The 19761-nt window shown below is 45.1% G+C and carries 18 protein-coding genes; 15 read left to right on the top strand and 3 right to left on the bottom strand.

Annotation, left to right across the window (positions count from 1 at the left end):
* The first annotated feature begins 40 nt into the window (after positions 1-40).
* From NST58_RS21955 to NST58_RS21885, 15 genes are all read left to right on the top strand, one after another.
* The gene (locus tag NST58_RS21955) at positions 41-682 is read left to right on the top strand and encodes a hypothetical protein (protein ID WP_076127543.1); all 642 of its coding nucleotides are present in this window, start codon (positions 41-43) and stop codon (positions 680-682) included.
* A 126-nt stretch (positions 683-808) separates the two neighbouring features.
* Positions 809-3670, top strand: a complete 2862-nt coding sequence (dinG, locus tag NST58_RS21950) for an ATP-dependent DNA helicase DinG (protein ID WP_339244208.1) — start codon at positions 809-811, stop codon at positions 3668-3670.
* A gap of 130 nt (positions 3671-3800) precedes the next feature.
* Entirely contained in the window at positions 3801-4454 is a 654-nt protein-coding gene (locus NST58_RS21945) for a redox-sensing transcriptional repressor Rex (protein ID WP_036676294.1), read from the top strand.
* Positions 4441-5742 (top strand): amidohydrolase, encoded by a 1302-nt coding sequence (locus NST58_RS21940; protein ID WP_076183988.1) that lies wholly within the window; start codon positions 4441-4443, stop codon positions 5740-5742. Before NST58_RS21945 ends, NST58_RS21940 begins: the two co-directional genes overlap by 14 nt.
* 172 nt (positions 5743-5914) lie before the next feature.
* A complete protein-coding gene (locus tag NST58_RS21935; RefSeq protein WP_036676299.1) occupies positions 5915-6433 on the top strand; it encodes a DUF5590 domain-containing protein in 519 nt (172 codons plus the stop codon).
* A 410-nt stretch (positions 6434-6843) separates the two neighbouring features.
* Positions 6844-7386 carry a hypothetical protein gene (locus tag NST58_RS21930; protein ID WP_076127549.1) on the top strand — a complete coding sequence of 181 codons (543 nt, stop codon included), beginning with the start codon at positions 6844-6846 and terminating at the stop codon, positions 7384-7386.
* Entirely contained in the window at positions 7379-8881 is a 1503-nt protein-coding gene (locus NST58_RS21925; protein WP_076276715.1) for an AAA family ATPase, read from the top strand. Before NST58_RS21930 ends, NST58_RS21925 begins: the two co-directional genes overlap by 8 nt.
* Before the next feature lie 133 nt (positions 8882-9014).
* A complete protein-coding gene (locus NST58_RS21920) occupies positions 9015-9887 on the top strand; it encodes a 3-hydroxyacyl-CoA dehydrogenase NAD-binding domain-containing protein (RefSeq protein ID WP_036676304.1) in 873 nt (290 codons plus the stop codon).
* Positions 9884-11092, top strand: a complete 1209-nt coding sequence (locus NST58_RS21915) for an acetate kinase (protein ID WP_036676305.1) — start codon at positions 9884-9886, stop codon at positions 11090-11092. Before NST58_RS21920 ends, NST58_RS21915 begins: the two co-directional genes overlap by 4 nt.
* A gap of 21 nt (positions 11093-11113) precedes the next feature.
* Complete coding sequence (asnS, locus tag NST58_RS21910; protein WP_036676308.1) at positions 11114-12412, top strand: asparagine--tRNA ligase; 1299 nt, start codon at positions 11114-11116, stop codon at positions 12410-12412.
* Between the two features lie 31 nt (positions 12413-12443).
* On the top strand, positions 12444-13196 hold the full coding sequence (locus NST58_RS21905; RefSeq protein ID WP_076192183.1) for a DnaD domain-containing protein: 753 nt from the start codon (positions 12444-12446) through the stop codon (positions 13194-13196).
* Positions 13197-13267: 71 nt separating this feature from the next.
* Positions 13268-13876: a sigma-70 family RNA polymerase sigma factor gene (locus NST58_RS21900; protein WP_176462568.1), complete on the top strand. Its 609-nt coding sequence runs from the start codon at positions 13268-13270 to the stop codon at positions 13874-13876.
* A complete protein-coding gene (locus NST58_RS21895) occupies positions 13867-14364 on the top strand; it encodes a hypothetical protein (RefSeq protein ID WP_143761903.1) in 498 nt (165 codons plus the stop codon). Before NST58_RS21900 ends, NST58_RS21895 begins: the two co-directional genes overlap by 10 nt.
* A 15-nt stretch (positions 14365-14379) precedes the next feature.
* Positions 14380-15486: a hypothetical protein gene (locus NST58_RS21890; RefSeq protein ID WP_076127557.1), complete on the top strand. Its 1107-nt coding sequence runs from the start codon at positions 14380-14382 to the stop codon at positions 15484-15486.
* Positions 15483-16208 (top strand): hypothetical protein, encoded by a 726-nt coding sequence (locus tag NST58_RS21885; protein ID WP_339244206.1) that lies wholly within the window; start codon positions 15483-15485, stop codon positions 16206-16208. Before NST58_RS21890 ends, NST58_RS21885 begins: the two co-directional genes overlap by 4 nt.
* 51 nt (positions 16209-16259) lie before the next feature.
* Here NST58_RS21885 and proC read toward each other — a convergent pair whose 3' ends face one another.
* From proC to proB, 3 genes are read right to left on the bottom strand one after another with little or no spacing between them, the layout of a single operon-like run.
* Positions 16260-17129 (bottom strand): pyrroline-5-carboxylate reductase, encoded by an 870-nt coding sequence (gene proC, locus NST58_RS21880; RefSeq protein WP_076134661.1) that lies wholly within the window; start codon positions 17127-17129, stop codon positions 16260-16262.
* 49 nt (positions 17130-17178) lie between these two features.
* Entirely contained in the window at positions 17179-18426 is a 1248-nt protein-coding gene (locus tag NST58_RS21875) for a glutamate-5-semialdehyde dehydrogenase (RefSeq protein ID WP_076276716.1), read from the bottom strand.
* 36 nt (positions 18427-18462) lie between these two features.
* Complete coding sequence (gene proB / locus NST58_RS21870; protein ID WP_076101454.1) at positions 18463-19566, bottom strand: glutamate 5-kinase; 1104 nt, start codon at positions 19564-19566, stop codon at positions 18463-18465.
* Positions 19567-19761 lie beyond the last annotated feature (195 nt).

The following is a 19761-nucleotide window of genomic DNA, read 5'->3' as shown; positions in this document are numbered from 1 at the left end:
AAGCTGAACTGATTTCATCTTCAGTAAGGGGGGATCGCCCATGTTTCAACATTTGTTTGCTGAAATGAACAAGGTGCTTCAGGAGATCGTAACAGATTACCCTACAGCGGAGGGTGCCCGCCGGAACGAGCTTTTATGCAATTATAATATGCTGCATAGACTGAGCGACAAAGTGATGGATGAATGGCTCGCTTTTGCTGAGAAGCTTAGTTCCTTTCGCGAAAGTGCGGATTTTACAGCAGTGGTCGAAGAGGAAGTGCCGGAACAGGAAGCACCAGAGCTGTGTATGGATTCCTTTGTAAGAGGTCAGGGGTATTATAAGCTGCTGATGTATGGAAAGTGTATTGATCAGTTTAAAGAAGTTATTGCGCAATACCCGGATAGCTTGGCTGCTCGATTATATTTAGCCATCTCTTATCTGCAGGAAGGTGACGGTGAGGCCGCTTGGAGTCATCTGAACCATATGCTGGGCTTGATACGGGAAACCAAGCTGAAAGCCATGGTTTATAATGCTTTAGGGTGCATACGAGCCTCACAGGAACGTTTCAATGAAGCGCAGGAATTGTTTGATCTTGCTTTGCAGCATGACCCTGCGCTTCCGGAACCAAACGTTAACTTAGAGGTATGCCGCCGTCGTGGAGGGAAGCTGCATTTTGGAAATCAGCTGGTTTCCCTTTTGTAAAAGAATAACGGTTTTGGAAATTTCCATTCAAGCGATGCATCCCCTGAACCAGTGGTGTGCATCGCCTTTTTTCGCAACTTCTGTTATGCTGATTAAGAGTCTCAATTGAAAGGGAATAGAATTATAATGAAATTTGCCGTGCTTGATTTTGAAACAACAGGAACCCAATCCGTGGGTGAAATTATCCAGGTTGGCCTTGCAATTATAGAAGAAGACCGGTCCATCTCCCGGGTATATGGTTCCTATGTCAAGCCCGGAACGCCGATTCCTCCTTTTATAACAGGTCTGACGGGGATTACCGATGATGATGTTAAGGATGCGCCTGAGCTGGATGAGATGATGATGGAGCTTGTTCCGCTCTTGGATGATGTTGTGCTTGTAGGGCATAATGTCGCTTTCGACTTCCATTTTTTACAAAATGCTTTAGATCGTTGTGGTTATTTGCCATTTCAAGGGCGGATTTTGGATACGATTGATTTTCTGAAAATTTGCTTTCCTTCGCTCACATCTTATCAACTAAGCTCTGTCAGTGCTCATTTTGGAGTGACACATGATCATCCGCATCAGGCAGATAGTGATGCACTTGCGACTGCTTTAGTGCTGTTGAAATGTCTTGAGGAGCTCTACGAGCTGCCGCTGCTTACGATCCAGAGACTCTGTGAGCTGTTTACCGAAGAGGATAGTGATCTGGGCTGGTACTTTGATGGTCTGCTGCGAGAGCGGGAAGCGGAGACGCTACAGCCCGAAGGTGATCTGACTTTCTATCGTCAATTAGCGCTTGCAGTAGGAGATTGGACGGAGTTAGCGCCACCTAGAGATGAGCATGCTGAGAATCCGCTAGCGAATTTATCTTTTACTGATTATATGGACGAAGTAACCAAACGACTTAAAGACACATTACCGCAGTATGAAAGCCGGGAAGCTCAGGATATTATGATCAATGAGGTGATGACGGCACTTGCCGAAGACAAACACCTACTGATCGAAGCGGGCACAGGAACCGGTAAATCGCTCGGTTATTTGTTGCCTGCCATTTATCAAAGCGTTCGCACCAATGAAAAAGTCATGGTCAGCACTCATACCATTAATCTGCAGGACCAATTGCGCGAGCGGGATATCCCTTTGTTAACGCAGGTAGTTCCTTTTCCGTTTAAAGCTGCTATTTTTAAGGGAAGAGGGCATTATTTGTGTCTGCGTAAGTTTGAGCATAAAATTAATAAAAAGGACTTTATAAGCCCAAGGGAAGATGCGCTTACTGCCGCTCAGATGATTGTATGGCTCACTCAAAGTGAATCAGGGGATGATGAAGAGCTGAATTTAAGCGGCCGGGGCGGTGATTTCTGGGAGACGGTGGCAAGCGATACCGATTCCTGTCTGGGCCGTTCTTGTCCTTGGTTCCGCAAATGTTATTATCATAGGGCCAAGCATGAAGCTGGGATTGCTGACGTGGTTATTACGAACCACTCCAAGCTATTCGCAGATGTTAAGGCTGGGCACCAGCTGCTTCCGGCTTACGAGCATCTTGTCATTGATGAAGCACATCATTTAGAAGATGTGGCTGGTAAACATCTTGGCATGCATATGAAGCATTTCACTGTGGCACACACATTATCGCGGCTGTATAAAGATAGCCGAAACGGACAGCTTCCTGCTCTGCGCCAGATATTACAGTCGTCAGGCAGTGAAGAGGCTTCAGAATGGAGCGGAGTCATCGATCGGATCTACCCGGATCTGCTTACCGTCAAAGAAACCTGGGATGCACTCAGCGACAAGCTGTTCAGCCTTTTGCCGGAACGCAGTGATGCAGGGGCAGGGGAAGCGGGACAACTGGTTATGCGTTTGATTCCCGCCCGTAAGCCGAAGGATTGGGATGAATTGGTTGCACTAGAGAACACTATGAATCTGACGTTAAGCGACATCATCCGTAAGGGTGATAAAATGCTTAACGAGATGCGCGACCAGGAAAGCCAATCCTCAGCAGACAGTCTTGTTACTGATATTAGCGGTTTATTTAAGGATTTGGCTTCCATCCGTGAGCAAGTAAGATTCTTTATGGGGCTGAATGACGATAATGTAGTATATTGGCTGGAGGCAAATGGGAATTACCGCAGCAAATCACTGCAGATGTATGCTGTCCCTGTGGATGTTAGCAGCCAGCTTAAAGAGTTGTTCTTCGATAAGAAAAAAAGCATCGTGCTTACCTCGGCGACGCTGTCTGTAGATAAATCTTTTCAATTTATGATTGATAATCTCGGACTTAACGAAGCTGCGGAAGAAGGACGTCTAATGACCTCACTTCTTCCTTCTCCCTTTAAGTATCGCGAGCAGGCACTGTTAGTTATACCGCGTGATTTTCCTAGTGTGAAGGGCAGTGTGGGCGATGCTCGATTTGTCGATACACTCGTACAGTCATTATCGGAAGCTGCTAAAACAACACGTGGGCGGATGCTGGTTCTGTTTACTTCTTATAAAATGCTGCGTCAGGTATATGATCCGCTTAAAGAGGCTTTAGCCTCACAAGAGATTACGGTGCTTGGTCAAGGCGTGGAAGGTGGCAGCCGGAGCAAGCTGATCCGCCGCTTTCAGGACAGTGCAGCATCCGTATTGCTGGGGACGAGCAGCTTCTGGGAAGGTGTAGATATTCCAGGTGAAGCACTGACTTGCCTGGCCATCGTGAGACTTCCGTTTCAACCGCCGAATCACCCGTTGGCGGAAGCGAAGTCGGAGTTATTACAGGCCCAGAAGAAGAATCCGTTCATGAAATTATCTGTTCCTCAAGCGGTTATTCGTTTTAAGCAGGGATTCGGAAGACTGGTTCGCACGGCGCAGGATCGCGGAATAGTTATTGTTTATGATACAAGGGTTATTGAATCTCATTACGGGAAGTATTTCCTTTATTCATTGCCTGGTCCCAAAATGGAGCATATGCTTACTGATCAAATGGTCCCTCGCATAGCGGAATGGCTAGAGGATGGCGGCGCTTCTTAAAACGCTCGTCTTCAGTTTAGCTCCTCCTTATCCTTAAGGGCGGTGTGTTACAGTACCGTCCTTAATAAGGAGAGGTAGACGTTTGAATATGGATTTTCACAAGAACATTACTATTTTTAGGAGGAAAAATATGAAATCGGATAAAATATCAGAAGCCGTTGTTCGCAGACTGCCTGTGTACTTGCGTTTTTTGAATGATCTCCAGAATCGCGAAATATTAACAGTTTCCTCTCAGGAACTTGGACAAAAGCTTGATCTTAATCCCGCACAGATTCGTAAGGATTTAGCATATTTTGGTGACTTCGGCAGAAAAGGTATCGGCTATGATGTAACGTATCTTATTGAGAAAATCCGTCATATCCTGAAGCTGGATCAACAGCTTAATGTAGCTTTAGTTGGAGCAGGTAATCTCGGACATGCCTTGTCTAATTACAATGCATATCTTAAAGATACTATGAAAATCACGGCTATATTTGATTCGTACGCTCCTAAGGTTGGACGTAAGATCAACTCCCTTACTGTGCAACCGATGGATGAACTAGGCAGCACGATTCGTGAGCAAGGTATTCGCATTGCCATTATTACCGTACCTGATTCAGAAGCTCAAAATGTAGCAGATATTCTCATTTCTTCTGGGATTGAAGCGATTTTGAACTTTGCCCCTGTGATTCTGAAGACACCACCGAATATCCGGGTGCATGCAGCTGATTTTACAACTGATCTGCAAAGTCTTGCTTATTACTTGCGGGATGGAAAGGAAGAAAGCGAACATGAACAACAATAAAACGATAATTAAGGGCGGGTATTTTCTGACTCCGGGAACGGATGAGCCGGTTCTGAGTGGATATATGACTATTGAAGATGATTTAATCACTTACATAGGAAAAGAAGAGCCTCAGATGGAAGCTGGAGTGCAAGTGGTTGATGGCAGCCGTCTGCTGTTCATGCCTGGACTTGTAAACACACATGGTCATGCGGCGATGTCTTTGCTGCGTGGATATGGAGATGATTTAGCGCTACAAGTGTGGCTTCAGGAGAAGATGTGGCCAATGGAGGAAAAGTTCACCGGTGATGATGTATACTGGGGAACCTCCTTATCTGTATTGGAAATGCTGAAGGGTGGAACTACGACCTTCCTCGATATGTATGATCATATGGACCGAGTAGCCGAGGTAGCTGAGTTATCAGGTATCCGTTCCGTATTGATGCGTGGTGTGATCGGGTTATGTCCAGAGGATGTACAGAATCACAAGCTTGCGGAAGCGATTTCTTTTGCCCGTAACTGGCATGGAAAGGCTGAAGGCAGAATTACTACTATGATCTCGCCGCACGCCCCTTATACTTGCCCTCCGGACTTCCTGGTTAAGTTCGTGCAGGCAGCGCATGATCTGGATTTACCGATGCATACGCATATGTCCGAAACGAAACGTGAAGTGGAACAAAATGTGGCGGATTACGGGTTGCGTCCTGTAGCTCACTTAGAGAAGCTTGGCATGTTCACACGTCCCTCGATAGTTGCACATGGTGTTCATTTAAATGATGAAGAGATTGAGATCTTGGCTCGCCATAATGTGGGTGTATCTCATAATCCGGGCAGTAATTTGAAGTTGGCTAGCGGAGTGGCTCGGGTTACTGATCTTCTAAAAGCTGGTGTGAAGGTGTCTCTTGGCACGGATGGCGCGGCAAGCAACAATAACTTGGATATGTTTGAAGAGATGCGGCTTGCAGCTCTCATTCATAAGGGTGTCAGCGGTGATCCAACGGCTGTTCCAGCTCCAGAGGCTCTGCGTATGGCTACAGAATATGGCGCGCAGTCCATCTTTTTAAATAATGTAGGCAGACTTGCTGTAGGGATGAAAGCAGATTTCATTGCTATTGATATCGATCAGCCGCATTTGCTGCCACACACAGATCTGTTGTCTCATGCGGTTTACTCTGCTAGCGCTAAGGATGTTGAGCATGTGTGGGTGAATGGTAAACAGGTCATCAAGCATGGACAATGCTTAACCCTGGATGAGGAAGCTATCCGGCGTAAAGCGCAAGAAGCCTTCGAAGGTTTATTGAAGCGTTAAGTCTGGAGAATAACGAATAAATAATAGGCTGCGACTTTTTGCTTTTAGCAAAAGTTGCGGCCTTTTGTGTATTTTTAAGGCTGGGAAACCTAGAAAATTATGAAATTTTGGATAAACACGCGGGTGTGTTATATAATCAAAAAAGATATATTACTAGAAAGGGAGCTGTACCTTGAAGAAAAGGAAAAAATGGATCCTCCTGGGGTCAGTTCTGATTCTGCTCCTGGGGTTTGGACTTATCCAGTTCTATGCCTATATTATGAAAGATCAATGGAACGAGCGTGATATCGCTAAGGATGTTGCCAAAACCAGAGCGGGTCTAACAGAGGTAACCAAAGCACAAAAATCGGTTTGGGATGAAAATGCAGTGTACTGGGTATTAACAGGGAAAAATGAAGCCGGGACTGCTCTTATGGTCTGGGTCCGCTTTACGGTAGATGGAAAATTTGCTGAAGGCGACGACGCAGTGTTTGCTGAGGAACTAAGTAAAGGAACCTCGGAAGCCCAAATACGCGGCATTATCAAAGCTGATCTTCCGGACATAACGATTGAACGCTTGCTGCCGGGAGTATATAACGGAGAGTATGCTTGGCAGCTTTTTTATAAACAGAGCGGTCGGTATTATTATCAATTTTATCGCTTTTCGGATGGGTCCCGAATGGGCGAAGGTTACAGTTTACCTAAAAGTTAAGCTGAACATAAGGAAATTAAGGGTGTCATAGTAAACAAGCGAACTTATAATAAGTTCGCTTGTTTACATTTATTTGATGTACAAAAGTGATATACTAAGTGATATACTGAATGGGTGGTTATCATCGAATATTCTCTTAAATTCACATACGAAAATAGGCCGATTGATTAAAAATCAAGGCCGGTTTTGTCGAAAGTGAGGAATTTATTTGGTATTGATGGAAATATTTAAAAAATTAAATTTTAAATATATTCACATTTATTTTGAAATTAGTATATACACCTGTGATATACTACTACTTGTAATTAGAACAGCAATAAGAGACTTCAGTCTCTCTGATGAGCTCTCAAGTAGCTATAAATTATTATAATGAGCTTTATATTTTGTCATCTTTGAGAGGAGGACGTTTCTTGAAATTACGTCTTGTACCTGTGCTGATAACGTCTCTACTGTCGGCTACTCTATTGTTTGGTGGCTTCTTTTTGTATCGTCAGTTTGCAATGCAGGAACCACTTCAGAAGATTGTATCTCAATATGAGGGCGTCAATAATTCTCATATCAGTATTAACCGCAATGAGGTCACTTTGAAACTTGATCTCCAGCCAGGCACGAAATTACGTGAGCTGGTTCAGTACGTCTCCCAAGAAGGAAAATCGATGATTGATGGACGTACACTAAAACTTGATGTAGAACAGAACTCCAGTGAATTGCTGGATGAATACTGGGATAAAGCGATGTTCTCTGTAGCTGAAGCCATGGAGAGCCGTAAATATACACTTATACCCACAGAACTTGATGGACTCAAAGCGCAATATCCGCAATATAAAAATGTGATAGCCTCAACAGAAATTGACGACAATAATGTCTATGTAAGCTTGAGTAATGGAAAAGAAAGCAAATTTATTATTTTGCCGCGAAAACCTGCGACATTGGGGGTATGGAATAATGCCTAAATACCTTAAAGAAATTCTAATCGGATTTGTTCCTGTCTTGTTTATTTTCATGGCTTTTCTAGGCATTAATATATTCCCGATTGTAATTGCTGCTGGGATGCTCACGGCTTTACTTATCATTGCTCATTTAAGAGGCGGACTTGCGGTAAATGCAGGTGCCGGGAAGAAACGCAAGAAGGATGGACCTTCAAAGCTTACTTTTGAAGAAATTGGCGGGCAAGACAATGCAAAACAGGAGCTTCGTGAAGCGTTGGATTTTTTGATCCGGCATGAGGAAATCAGCAAATTCGGGATTCGGCCTTTGAAAGGGATTCTGCTTACAGGCCCTCCAGGAACAGGTAAGACCCTTATGGCTAGAGCAGCAGCACATTATACGAACTCTGTATTTGTTGCAGCATCAGGCAGTGAGTTTGTAGAAATGTACGTAGGTGTCGGTGCCGGCCGTATCCGCGATTTGTTTAAGGATGCCCGTACCCGCGCCCTTAAGGAAAACAAGCAAAGCGCTATTATTTTCATAGATGAAATTGACGTAATTGGCGGTAAGCGTGAAGGCGGACAGCAACGAGAATATGATCAGACCTTGAATCAGCTGTTGACTGAGATGGACGGGATCTATAACAACGAAACACCACGCATTCTACTGGTAGCAGCCACTAACCGTAAAGAAATGCTTGATTCAGCATTGCTGCGTCCTGGCCGGTTTGACCGTCATATTCAAGTGGACATGCCTGATAAAAAAGGCCGCAGATCGATTCTCGAATTACATGCCAAAAATAAGCCGCTTCATGCCAATGTGAACCTCGACAAAATTTCCGAAGAAGCCTATGGTTTTTCCGGTGCTCAGCTCGAAAGTGTTATGAATGAGGCAGCAATTTATATGATGCGTGAGGAATTGACAGAGGTTGAGCAGCGGCATCTGTCGATGGCGATTGACAAGGTTATGATGGGGGAAAAAACGGACAGAGAAACTAACCACGAAGAGAAAAAACGGGTGGCAATCCACGAATTGGGACATGCCATTATGGCAGAACTGCTTCGTCCGGGAAGTGTTAGTCAGGTTACGCTGACTCCGCGGGGGCAAGCCCTTGGTTATGTACGTCACAATCCTCAGCAAGAGCAGTATTTGTACACCAAAGATTATCTAGAAGATCAGATTATGATCGCACTTGGTGGAGCGGCTGCAGAAGAAATGTATTATGGCGGACGAAGCACAGGTTCGCGTGGCGATTTTGATCAGGCCCTGAATATTGTCGAAACCATGATGAAATCCGGATTGACTTCGTTGGGTATCGCCAAGTTGGAAATGGTTACCACTGAAGAGCTTATGAAGGAAAACAGTAAAATATTGGATGAATTGATGGTACGTACTCACGACCACCTTGAAAAGCAACGAAATGTATTTGATTACTCCCTTGACATTTTAATGAAGGAAGAAGTGCTCTCTGGAGAGCAATTTCGATGTCAATTTCGTGACAGCGTGCGTTTACCAGCATAAATATTTATGCTGGTTATTTTTTTTTACTTTTCAGGCATGCTAAGATATCATTATATGTCGGGCTTTATAAATTTTTGCGACAGACAAGGTACAATACAAAAGTATAGATACCTGAAAGGATGGAGACTTTTTTATGAATTTCAAGAAAATTGGTGTCATCGGCGGTGGCACAATGGGACAAGGGATTGCCGAAATGCTGGCAGCCAAGGGCCTGGATGTATTGCTGGTGGAGAAAACCCCTGAGAAACTGGACTACTCCTACGAAATGATCGAGACAAGTCTAGATAAGCAACTGGAGAAATGGGCGATCACTCAAGCTGAGAAAAAGCTGATTCTTAGCCGCATTCAAAAAGTGACACATTTCGCAGAGCTGAGCTCTTGTGACATGGTTATCGAAACAATCGTTGAGGATTTAGAAGAAAAGAAAAAAATATTGAATCAACTGGATCAAGTATGTCCAAACCACATTATTCTTGCCAGCAATACGTCAACACTTAGCTTGACTGAACTTGCAAGTTCTACAATGTATCCGGAACGCGTGATCGGAATGCATTTCATATACCCTGTAGCTAAAGTGGATCTTGTTGAAATTGTACGCGGTCTGAAAACTTCAGATGCTACTTTTGAAGATACAAAATCCTTTGTTGATGAAATTGTTGAGAAAAAAGGTGTAATGATTTATGAATCCCCAGGATTTGTAACATCACGCCTCATTTGCTTGTTTATCAACGAAGCTATGCATGTACTGCAAGAGGGCGTTGCCTCCGCACAGGATATTGACGATGCTATGCGTATTGGTTATCAATTCCAATATGGACCGCTTGAAATGGCTGACAGATTTGGTCTGGATTCGGTTCTTGCTGCACTCGAAAATATGTTCCGTGAATATGGTGAGCTGAAATATCGTCCTTCCACGATCCTTAAGAAGATGGTGCGTGCAGGACAATTGGGTATGAAATCAGGCGAAGGCTTCTTCCAGTACGACAAGGATGGTGACCGTATATGAATATTCTAGTAATTAACTCCGGTAGTTCTTCTTTAAAATATCAATTGTACAATATGGCTGATGAATCCGTTTTGGCTAAAGGTTTGGTGGAACGTATCGGGATGGATTCCTCCATTCTGAACCATAAACCTACTGGTAAAGCTGAAGTAACAGAAGTAAGTGAAATTTTGGAGCATAACACAGCGATTCGTAAAGTTCTAGCTTGCCTAACGGATAAAGAGCATGGCGTTATTGAATCCATTAAAGAAATCAATGCTGTGGGTCACCGTGTAGTACATGGTGGTGAATTCTTCAAAGCTTCCGCACTTGTGGACGCTGATGCCAAGACTAAAATTCGTCAATTGTTTGACCTTGCACCCCTGCATAACCCAGCAGCAATGATGGGGATTACGGCTTCTGAAGTAAATATGCCGGGTGTACCGCAGGTTGTTGTATTCGATACTGCATTCCATCAAACAATGCCTGAAAAAGCTTATATGTACGCGATTCCTAGAGTACTGTACAATAAATATAAAGTTCGTCGTTATGGCGCACACGGTACATCACACGACTTCGTAAGCAAAGCTGCTGCGGAGTACTTGGAGCGTCCGTTGGAAGATCTGAAGATCATTACTTGTCATATCGGTAACGGAGGTAGTGTAACTGCAGTTCAAGATGGAGTGTCTGTGGATACTTCCATGGGTATGACTCCTCTGGAAGGTTTGATGATGGGGACTCGCAGTGGTGATCTTGATCCAGCAATTGTACCTTACGTGATGAACAAGGAAGAATTGTCCGTAGGAGAAGTTAACTCCATGTTGAACAAACATAGTGGACTTCTAGCAATTTCGGGCGTAAGCAGTGATATGCGTGATATTATTGAGGGTATGGAAAAAGGTGAGCCTAATTCCACGCTAGCTTTTGAAATGTATGAGTACCGCTTGCGCAAGTATATCGGTTCTTATGCGGCTGCTATGAACGGTGTAGATGCTATCGTATTCACTGCTGGTGTTGGTGAAAATGCTTCATTGCTACGTGAGAAACTGCTAAATAACCTTACGTTCCTGGGTATTGAGTTGGATGTTGAAGCTAATAAAGTTCGCTCCGGCGACCCGCGTCGTATCTCTACGGTAGATTCCAAAGTGCAGGTGCTTGTAGTTCCGACTAACGAAGAACTTGTCATCGCACGTGATACAAACCGTATTGTGCAAGGAATTAACGGCTAAATTAGAGGAGAGATTGAAGGCATGGCTAACAAGAGTGTAATCAAGAACGTGAATGAACATGTTGGAGAAAGTGTTGTTATCGGTTGTTGGGTAAACAACAAGCGCTCCAGTGGTAAAATTCAGTTCCTGCAGCTTCGCGATGGTACAGGTTATATTCAGGGAGTTGTAGTGAAATCAGAAGTGCCTGAAGAGGTATGGGATGCAGCTAAGAGCCTCACACAGGAAAGCTCATTGTATGTGACCGGTATTATTCGTGAGGAGCCTCGCAGTCAATCCGGTTTTGAAATGACTGTTACCGGAATTGAAGTTCTGCACCTTACAGAGAATTATCCAATTACTCCGAAAGAGCATGGCGTTGATTTCTTGATGGATCACCGTCACCTCTGGCTCCGTGCCTCGAAGCAGCGGGCTGTTCTGGTTATTCGTGCGGAGATTATCCGGGCAATCCAACAGTTCTTCAACGAGAGCGGATTTACAAAGGTGGATCCTCCGATTCTGACGCCAACGTCAGCAGAGGGAACTACTAACTTGTTCCACACGAAATACTTCGATGAGGATGCTTACCTGACCCAAAGCGGACAATTGTACATGGAAGCTGCAGCTATGGCACTGGGCCGTGTATATTCCTTTGGACCCACCTTCCGTGCGGAGAAATCTAAGACTCGTCGCCACTTGATCGAGTTCTGGATGATCGAGCCGGAAATGGCCTTCACAGATCATGAAGAAAGCTTGAAGGTTCAGGAAGAGTTTATTAGCTTCGTAGTGCAATCCGTATTGAAGAATTGCCGTGCGGAGTTGGAAGCGGTAGGCCGCGATATTTCCAAGCTTGAGAATATCAAAGCACCATTCCCACGCATTACTTATGACGATGCGATCAAGTTCTTGAATGATAAAGGCTTTGAAGATATTGCTTGGGGTGATGATTTTGGTGCACCTCATGAAACAGCAATCGCTGAAGCATACGATAAACCTGTATTTATTACTCATTATCCTGCTTCATTCAAAGCGTTCTACATGAAGCCGGATCCAAATCGTCCTGAAGTCGTACTGTGTGCTGATATGATCGCTCCTGAAGGTTATGGAGAGATTATTGGGGGTTCACAGCGGATCGATGATCCTGCGCTGCTTGAAGAGCGTTATAAAGAGCACAATCTTTCGATGGATTCTTATAAATGGTACATGGATCTGCGTACTTACGGATCTGTACCTCACTCCGGTTTTGGACTTGGGCTTGAGCGTACTGTAGCTTGGATCTGTGGTCTTGACCATGTACGTGAGACTATTCCATTCCCACGTACACTGTACCGCCTCTACCCATAAGTTCTTAGGATTTGAACAAAGGGGGAAGCACATGGACGGCAAGACATGGAGTACCTGGAGCGAAGGCGTCTCCTTCGGTCTGGAGAACGGAATGGCCGTCATACCTTACGCTTTACTGAAGTATTACCGGAAGCTGAATTTAAGCGGAAGTGAAGCCATGCTGCTGATTCATCTGCTCTCCTTCAGGCAAGTGGAAGGGATTGAGTTCCCTTCTCTGGAGGAGCTTCAGGTCGTAACTGGTCGCAGCATTTCCGTTCTGGCCGGAGAATTGCAGAAGCTCATGAAGGAGGGTTTCATTAGCATCGATGGAGACAACGATGAGCTAAGAGATATCCATTATGAACGCTACAATTTCTCAGGGCTATATGGAAAGCTAGGTGCTTATCTTGCGACAGCTGTACAAGAAAATGAGCAAGATAAGGACAAGGGGGCATATGCAACATCAGCTCCCCGGGCTGCTGCGTCAGGTGGAGGATTCGGAACTCCCCCCATATCTCCTTCTTCTCTTGGAGATAAAGAGGAAAGCCGGAATCTATTCAGTATTTTCGAGAAGGAATTCGGGCGCCCGCTGTCTCCAATGGAATGTGAGACGATTTCCAGCTGGGTGGATCAAGACCGATATCCTGAGGAGCTGATTCTGTTAGCACTCAAGGAATCCGTATTTGCGGGGAAGGTTCATTTTCGTTATATCGACCGGATATTGCTGGAATGGGCCCGTAACCGGGTCAAGAACGCTCAGGATGTTAAGACATATACACAAAAATTCCGCAATGGTGGAAGATAGATCGTTTAGGAGAGAACCGTATTGCTTTAGCTATTGCTAGAGTCTGTACGGTTCTTTTTTTATTTTTTTAGATAAGTGCAGGGGTAGGCGAAGAACTCAGCGTCTATTGCTGTGGGAAGGAGGGGAGAGTCATTGAGGAAGAGCTATTAATCAAGCGGATTTGCCAAGGAGACGAAGATGCGTTTCGTCAGTTTGTAAATACATACAGTCAGCATATATACAAAATCACCTATTCTGTATTACGTGAAGTCAAAGGGGCTGAAGACGCTGCTCAGGAAGCTTTTCTTCAGATGTATAAATCTCTCCCTGACTACCGTTATCAAGGCTTAAAATCATGGATTACGCGGATCGCCTTAAATAAGGCTATTGATGCCAAACGTAAACGTGATCGGCTACGAGAGTTACCTGTTGACTATGAGCTTGTGCTGAGCCAGACACCTTCTAATGAGGAGGATGTACTAGCCACTGTTGTCCGTCGTGACCGGATGAATCGTCTGTCGGGTGAGATCAACAATTTACCGGAGGGTCATCGGGAAATTATGGTGGCTTATTATCTGGAAAATAAAAAATATGAGCAAATTGCTGCTGAAAATGAAATTACTCTGAAGACGGTGGAGTCCAGACTATATAGGGCGAGACAATGGATGCGAAAACATTGGAAGGAGGACGAATGGCTATGATGAAGAGTGGAGAAAACTTAATTCGCCGCGAGCAGGCAAAAGCTTATCTTGAAGGGCAAGAAGATAGTATAGAACGAGAAGAATGGGAACAAATGCTGCTCGAGGATGAAGACATATTTGTTTCATATATGGAGATGCTGGATGAGCTAAAGGAGGATCTGCCTTCATTGGAGAATTCGTCTGTTTTTACAGAGAGAGTTATGGGAGATTGGGTGGCTACGGTGAGATCTTCAGTAGTCATAGAAGAAGTAGCGGGGCAAGAAGAAGGATCACGGCGTTATCGCTGGTATGAAAAAACAATCTTTCATTATGCCGTTGCTGCTTCGTTAACGCTGTTGATTATGTCTTCCGGGATGTTTGATAAGTTACTCACGGGTGAAATGGAGCTTGTTGTCCCTAAGAAAGAGAATTCGCCATCTTATAGCGAACAATTCATGCAAGCCACCAGCGGATGGTTGAGCCGGATTATGGACGGAAGACAGAAATGAGAGGAGAAATGAACAATGCAACAGCAGCGTAATAAAATTAAGGGTCTTTTTCTTAATATGATTCCTGGAGCAGGTCATTATTATATGGGAAGACGCCCACAAGGGATTGTTTATTTTTTGCTAAGCTTTGGTGTGTTATTTATGTCATTCTTAATCGCTATGGCGGAAGGGGATGAGGGAATTCTGGCATTGGGCGTGATCGGATTCTTACTTCTATGGATCCTTTCGATGATTCATCTGGTGATTAAATTACTGCAAATGCCCACTCCAATTGTAGCACCTGATGGATCAATGCTGGATTTTAGTTCTACTATGCCCGTAAAGACGGAGGATAATGAACGTGTGCATGTCATCTTATTGTCTTTCATTCCTGGATTGGGTCATTTTCATATGGGGCTGATGCAGCGTGGACTATCCTTTCTGATTTCATTTTTCGGATTCATGACCGTTATGTTATTCTTGGCTGGAATTACTTCGAGTGATGCATTTTTGCTGCTGTTTGGAGTATTGCCAGTAATTTGGCTGTATTGCATGTTTGATGCAGTTCAGTTGATCCATCGTAAACAAGCAGGAGAAATGCTTGTTGACCGCACATTATTCGAAGAGATGGAGGCTGGACGTGAGGAAGGACGACGCAGCAAAGTATTAGCGACATTACTATCCGCATTTCCTGGTGCTGGACAGATGTATCTGGGACTGCAAAAAAGAGGGCTCCAGCTCATGCTTCTTTTCTTAGGAAGTATTTATGTCATGGATCTATTGCGGTTAACATTGCTCTTTTTCCTTATCCCGGTCATTTGGTTCTATAGCTTATTCGATGGCTTACAGTTAGTTAGCCGATATGGACGTGAACCTTTGCAGGATAAGCCGGTTATCGAAGGTTTCTTAAATCATCAAGGCTGGCTCGGAGCAGTCCTGATGTGCCTCGGATTATACTTTATTGTTGTGAATGTCGCAGTTCCTGCCATCGATATCAGATTTCCAGAATGGCGGCTGGAATATCGCGTAAATGAATATTTTAAGACCATTGTCGTATCCGTGTTATTGATTGGTGGAGGGGTGAAGCTGATGACTGGAAGTAAGAATAATAAAGGTAGAAAAGGGGCGGGGGGTCAATCTTGAATAATCCAATAGAAGTAGAGCCGGGAGTCATGGTAACTAGCGAGTTTCCAGTGAACGAAGGGAAATCTAGAAGTTGGCGTGTAGGTACGTTGTCGATGGGACTGAGCCTTTTATTTCTCGGGGCATTAATAATGGTTTCGCAGTGGAAAGGAGCGGATGTGTTCGAGACAACGCTTGCTTGGTGGCCGCTCATTTTTATCTTACTTGGTTTAGAAATTGTAATTTACACCTTATGGTTCCGTGGTAAAGGGAAAATGTACTATGATGTGCTAAGTGTTCTGTTCGTCGGATTTCTGGCAGTGTGCTGTTTAGTATTCGCAGGAGTCAGCTCTTTAGGATTAACACAGGAACTTAGACATGTGATCTCATCTACGGAGGAGAATTATTCCTTGCCGGAATGGAAGGGGAATGTTCCACAGGGTGTAGGTACACTTATAATCCAGGCTGCCGAACCTTATGGAATTATGGTTGATCGAACGGCTGGGAACGAGTTGAATGTATTTGGGAGTTATTCCACGGCAGAAGGGCAACTCAAGCAAGAGCAAGAGAAGCGGCTGTTGCAAACTAAGCAAGTCGGAGACACATTTTACGTTATCTTAGGAGACATACCTAGACATCTAGTATTCGATAACTCCAGGAATGCGTTGAACGTGACCGTTGCGGCTCCTGTAAATCTAAAGGTAATCGTAAGAGATAATTATGGAAATGTTGTAACAAGGTAAAAAAAGATCGCTTCCCACCCGATGAGGGGATGGGCTGCGATCTTTTTTTGGTTAAGAACGAAGCTCTTTCTCTAGGGCAGCACCCATTTCACGTGAGCGCTCGGCACATCGGTTAACGGCAGCAATCACAGTTTCAAAGAATTCCCCTCGTTCAAGCACTTCTATAGCTGCTTGTGTTGAACCGTTAGGGGAAGTAACCTTCTTACGAAGTGCTGCGGGTTCTTCTCCCGTCTGTTGTACCATTCGGGCAGCTCCCAGCACAGTTTGAACAGTTAATTCGGTGCTTTGATCAAGTGGCAGCCCACCACGGATACCAGCGGCGATCATGGCTTCCATCATGTAATAGATATACGCAGGCCCGCTGCCTGAAATTCCGGTCAAGGTTTCCATACGTTCCTCATCAATGACTGTTGTAAGCCCGACAGCCTCAAAGATATTAAGAGCAAGGCGACGGCCTCTTTCGTCTACTTCTTTGGAGAAGGCTAGACCAGTGGCACCCAGACCGATGGAACTGGAGGTGTTAGGCATTGTGCGAACAATAGGCTGTGCTTTGCCAAGTAGACCTTGCATGGTTCGAATAGATAGACCTGCAATGACAGAAACTACAATCTGATCCGGAGAAAGAAGCGGGCCTAGTCCGCGTAAGGATTCTGCAGCATCTTTAGGTTTCATTGCCAGTACTATTACTGGTGCGTTACGTAGGTATTCTATTTTTTGTTCGGGATCATTTGTGCCTATTACACCATAACGGCTTTTTAATTCTGCCAGACGTTCACTGCTGCTGCGATTGAGCATGATGACATTATCGGACTTCACGATATTGCGGCTAATCATCCCGCGAACGATGGCTTCTGCCATGGAGCCTGCGCCATAAAAAACAATATTATGATTCATGAGTGGAACTGAAGGTTGCTGACACATGGCTAAAATCCTCCTAAAAGTTGTGTGATAGAATACTTAAACGTGTATACTAACCCCGAATTTGTCCCGTTCCGTAGATCTTATATTTGGTTGAAGTTAGTGCAGGCAGACCCATCGGGCCACGAGCGTGGAGTTTCTGGGTACTAATACCAATCTCTGCACCGAATCCAAATTCAAAGCCATCCGTGAAGCGGGTTGAGGCATTGTGATAAACAGCGGAAGCATCCACTTCTTGTAAAAAGCGTGTGGAGTTCTCCTGATCTTCTGTTACGATACATTCCGAATGTTTCGTGCCATACTGGGCGATATGCTGCATAGCTTCTTCCAAATCACTGACGATTCTAATATTAAGGATATAATCATTGTATTCTGTAGCGTAGTCTTCTACGGTTGCAGGTAATACCCATGGGACAAGAGAGATGGTTTGTTGACAGCCACGAAGTTCTACATGAACCTCACGGAATGCTTCGGCTAAGGATAACAGATATTTGCTCGCGTAATCCTGATGAACGAGTAGTGTTTCCATAGAGTTACATACCGAAGGGCGCTGAGCTTTGGCATTTAAACTAATGTTCTGTGCCATTTCTGGCAAGGCAGTTGCATCGAGATAAGTATGGCAGATGCCTGCTCCAGTTTCAATTACGGGAACGGTTGCGTTAAGGACTACATTTTGAATAAGAGAGCTGCCTCCGCGCGGGATAATCACATCTAAAAGTCCGTTCAGCTTTAGCATTTCATCTACTGAAGAACGATTTGGGTCTTCAATCAGCTGAAGCGCGTTAGGCGGCATTGAGGTTTCAGCAAGAGCATTGTGCAGAACCTCGACAATTTTACGGTTGGAGGACAGGGCAGAGGACCCCCCGCGCAGCACAACAGCGTTGCCGGTTTTGAGACATAGACCCGCAGCATCAACAGTAACATTGGGACGTGCTTCGTAGATGATGCCGATCACACCAATCGGAACACGCAGCTTCTGGATGTTGAGGCCGTTAGGACGTTCAATGCTTTCTAGCGTGTCACCGATAGGGTCCGGTAATACAGCGATTTGTTGCAAGCCTTCGGCAATGCTGTTAATCCGGTCAACATCTAATGCCAGCCGGTCGAGCATGGATTCCGGAGTTCCATTAAGTCTTCCTCGTTCCAAATCCTCCGCATTGGCGGTGATAATGGCGGGAGCTTCGCGGCGAAGTGCATCGGCCATGACCAGCAGTGCTTCATTCTTCTGGCCAGTTGTTAAGCTTGCTAGAACTCCTGTTGTCTCCTTGGCTAATTTACTCTTATTAATAACTTCACTCATGACGTTTCCTCCCTATATTTGAATTGAAAAAAATGCTTATCTCAGTGTAATCCATTCGTCACGGTGAATGACCTCAAGCCGGTGTACTTCTCCCAGCTTCGGTACAATTTCACGGCTTGGCAGACCTTGAATGCTGCGCAGCTGAGCATCATCGTAATTTACAATCCCACGTCCAAGCAATTTGGAGTCGGGTCCAAGGACTTCTACAACATCTCCTGCGTGAAAACTACCTTCTGTCTGTTTGACGCCTACAGGCAACAGGCTGTGTCCGCCATGTAGCAAAGCTTCTACAGCCCCTTCGTCCACGTATAGGGAGCCGAGAGGGGTAGACATAAAGCCTAACCATTGTTTTTTGACGGGAAGAGAGGATAGCTTCGTTGCAAAATAAGTGCCCCTGCCTTCTCCCGTTGCAGCAAGCTGTAAATCACCAGGTTCGGTGGCTCTCCCGACAAAGACAGGAACACCACCCCGAGTAGCAATCTTGGCCGCATCGATTTTGGATCGCATACCGCCTGTTCCAACACTAGAGCCAGCTCCACCAGCAATAGCATATATCTCTGGTGTAATGTCATCTACGAACTGATAACGGACAGCATCCGGATGCTTGCGGGGATCTCCACTGTATAAACCATCCATGTCGGTTAAGACAAGCAGTCTAGAGGCTTTTAACAGGTTGGCTACGAGCGCAGAGAGGGTATCATTATCGCCAAATTTCAGTTCATCTACGGAGACAGTGTCATTCTCGTTAAATACGGGCACCGCTCCTTGGCGAAGTAGCTCTTCTACAGTCATCATAGCGTTATTCATGGCTCTGCGGCTGCAGAAATCGGTGCGAGTCAGCAATATTTGCGCGGTAGTAATTCCATGCTGGGCAAAAGCTTCCTGATAAGCCTGCATCAGCAGTACCTGACCCACAGCCGCAGCGGCCTGCTTCTCATGTAGCAGCTTCGGACGTGCTGGATAACCGATACTGCGGAAGCCTGCGGCTACCGCACCAGAGGTTACTAACAACACCTCACAGCCGTTTTTCTTCAACTCGGCAATCTCTGAGGCAAAAAAGGAGACTGCTTCACGATTCAAACCGCCCTCGGGTCCGGTCAGCGAGCTGCTGCCTATTTTGACCACGATTCGCGTCGTCATTTCTGTCCACATCCTCTTCGTTTATTAAGTCCTGAAAACAACAAAAAGCCCCCATCCTTAGACTTAGCAAAGGACGAAAGCTTATAAACTTCCGCGGTACCACCTTCATTGATGAGGGATCATCCGACTTCATTCTCATAACGGGAGGATCCGTCCTGTTAGACACAGGCCGCTCGGGGGTAGGATTCGGAACGA

This window comes from Paenibacillus sp. FSL R10-2796 (assembly GCF_037965315.1).
In the GTDB taxonomy this organism is placed as follows: Bacteria; Bacillota; Bacilli; order Paenibacillales; family Paenibacillaceae; genus Paenibacillus_AQ; species Paenibacillus_AQ odorifer.
Note: the sequence above shows the minus strand (reverse complement) of the source record. Positions and strands in the feature narration are given on the sequence as shown.